The sequence below is a fragment of the Spirillospora sp. NPDC046719 genome, assembly GCF_040645715.1.
GTDB lineage: Bacteria > Actinomycetota > Actinomycetes > Streptosporangiales > Streptosporangiaceae > Spirillospora.
Genome location: NZ_JBEYYT010000850.1, coordinates 1 through 1,787, shown reverse-complemented (window position 1 = coordinate 1,787; position 1,787 = coordinate 1). Strand labels below are relative to the sequence as shown.

At 77.1% G+C, this 1,787-nt stretch carries 1 protein-coding gene; it reads left to right on the top strand.

Going from position 1 to position 1,787, the window contains the following annotated elements:
* Positions 1-564: 564 nt before the first annotated feature.
* Positions 565-1,787 (top strand): penicillin-binding transpeptidase domain-containing protein (locus ABZ914_RS50905; protein ID WP_500201758.1); only part of this gene is annotated, 1,223 nt, incomplete at its 3' end.

Below are 1,787 nucleotides of genomic sequence, written 5' to 3'. Positions count from 1 at the left end.
GACGCCGCGTCCGAGATCGGCCCGGGCGGGGCCCCCCCCCCCGGCGGGCGGGGCGGGCCCCGCCCGGGCACCGGCGGGTCGAGGGGGGCCGTGCCCGTGCTCCGGAGACCGGTTCCACGCGCACGCCCCTGCCGAGGTGGGTGCGATCCTGCGCCGGCCGGTCCAGCGCCCGGTGGGGGAGGACCTGGAGACGGGCGCGCCGCGAAGGGCCGGCCCGCGGGGCCGGATCGGTGCCGCGTGGACGGGTCCCGGGGGCACGGCCCCGGTTCGACGACCGGACGCCCGGGAGTGGTGGGCCTTCCGGCTGCGGGCGGGGGCGGTCCCGGTGAAGCGCTGCGCCATCTCGGGGCCCTCCCGCCGCTGTGCGTGCACGGTCATCGACGTCCCCGACGCTAGGCCGCGGGACGCCCGCCGGCACGCCCGTTAAAGCGGACTTAAGGGGTGGATTACTCATGGCTAATTCATCGGCCAGGTTCGGCCTCAAAACGGTCGTTCCTCTCCATGTCCATTTCCGGCTCCCATTGAGATGATCTCCATTCGGGGGCCGGGGGGAGGGGAGCGCGGATGCGATCGCGGAGCGTCGGCGTGCTCGCGGTGCTGGTGGCGGTGGCCCTCGCCGGCGGGCTCGTCGCGGCCTGGCGGCTGCGCGGCGGGCGCGGCGCCGGGACGCCGGAGGAGATCGCGGCGGACTACTTCGCCGCCTGGCGGCGTGGGGCGCTCGACGACATGCGCGACCTCGTCGCCGACCCGCCCGGCGACTTCGCCCGGCAGTACCGGGCGCTGTCGCGCGGCCTCACGGTCACCTCGATCATGGTCGAACCGCGCCCGGTGGTGCGGACCGGCCCCGGCGCGGCGCACGCCGACTTCACCGTCACCCGCACGCTCGCCGGGCACGGCGAGTGGTCGTTCGGGGCGGTGCTGCGCCTCGGCCGCGTGGACGGGCGGTGGCGGGTGCTGTGGACGCCCGCGACCCTCTACCCCGGCCTGAAGGGCAGGGGGACGTGGTCGCTCGCCCAGGTGCGGCTGCCCGCCGTCACGCTCGTCGCCCGCGACGGCAAGGCGCTGCCCGACACCGGGCTCCTCGCGCCCTACCTGGCCGAACTCGTCGACGACCTGACGCCGGAGGGCTACGACGAGGCCAGGTGGGTCATCGAGATGCGCGACGGCGACGGGCCGCCGCAGCGGGTGAAGGTGCTCGGCGGCGCGCCGGGCAGGAAGATCCGCACGACCCTGGACCGGCGGTGGCAGACGGCCGCCGAGAAGGCCGTCCGCTCCGTGCCCAAGGCGGCGGCGATCGTCGCGCTGCGGCCGTCCACCGGCGAGGTGCTGGCCGTGGCGGATGCCCTCGGCGGGCTCGGCGCGTTCGCCGGCCTCTACCCGCCGGGCTCGACGTTCAAGGTCGTCACGGCGGGCGGGCTGGTCGCGGACGGGGCGGGGCCCGGCACGCCCGCCGACTGCCCGGCGTCCGTCGTCACCGCGCAGCGGACGATCCGCAACGACGAGGGCCACGAGCTGGGGCGCACGACGCTGAGCGGCGCGTTCGCCGCGTCCTGCAACACCACGTTCGCGCGCCTCGGCGTCGAGGGCCTGGGCGCCGGCAAGCTCGCCGCGAGCGCCCGCAGGTTCGGGTTCGAGACGAGGTTCTCGCCCGGGGTGCGGATGCTGGAGGGCGCCTTCCCGGGCCCGCGGAGCGGCGCGGAGCTGGCGGAGGCGGCGATCGGGCAGGGCCGCGTCCAGGCGAGCCCGCTGCTGATGGCGAGCGTCGCGGCGGCCGTCGCGGACGGATC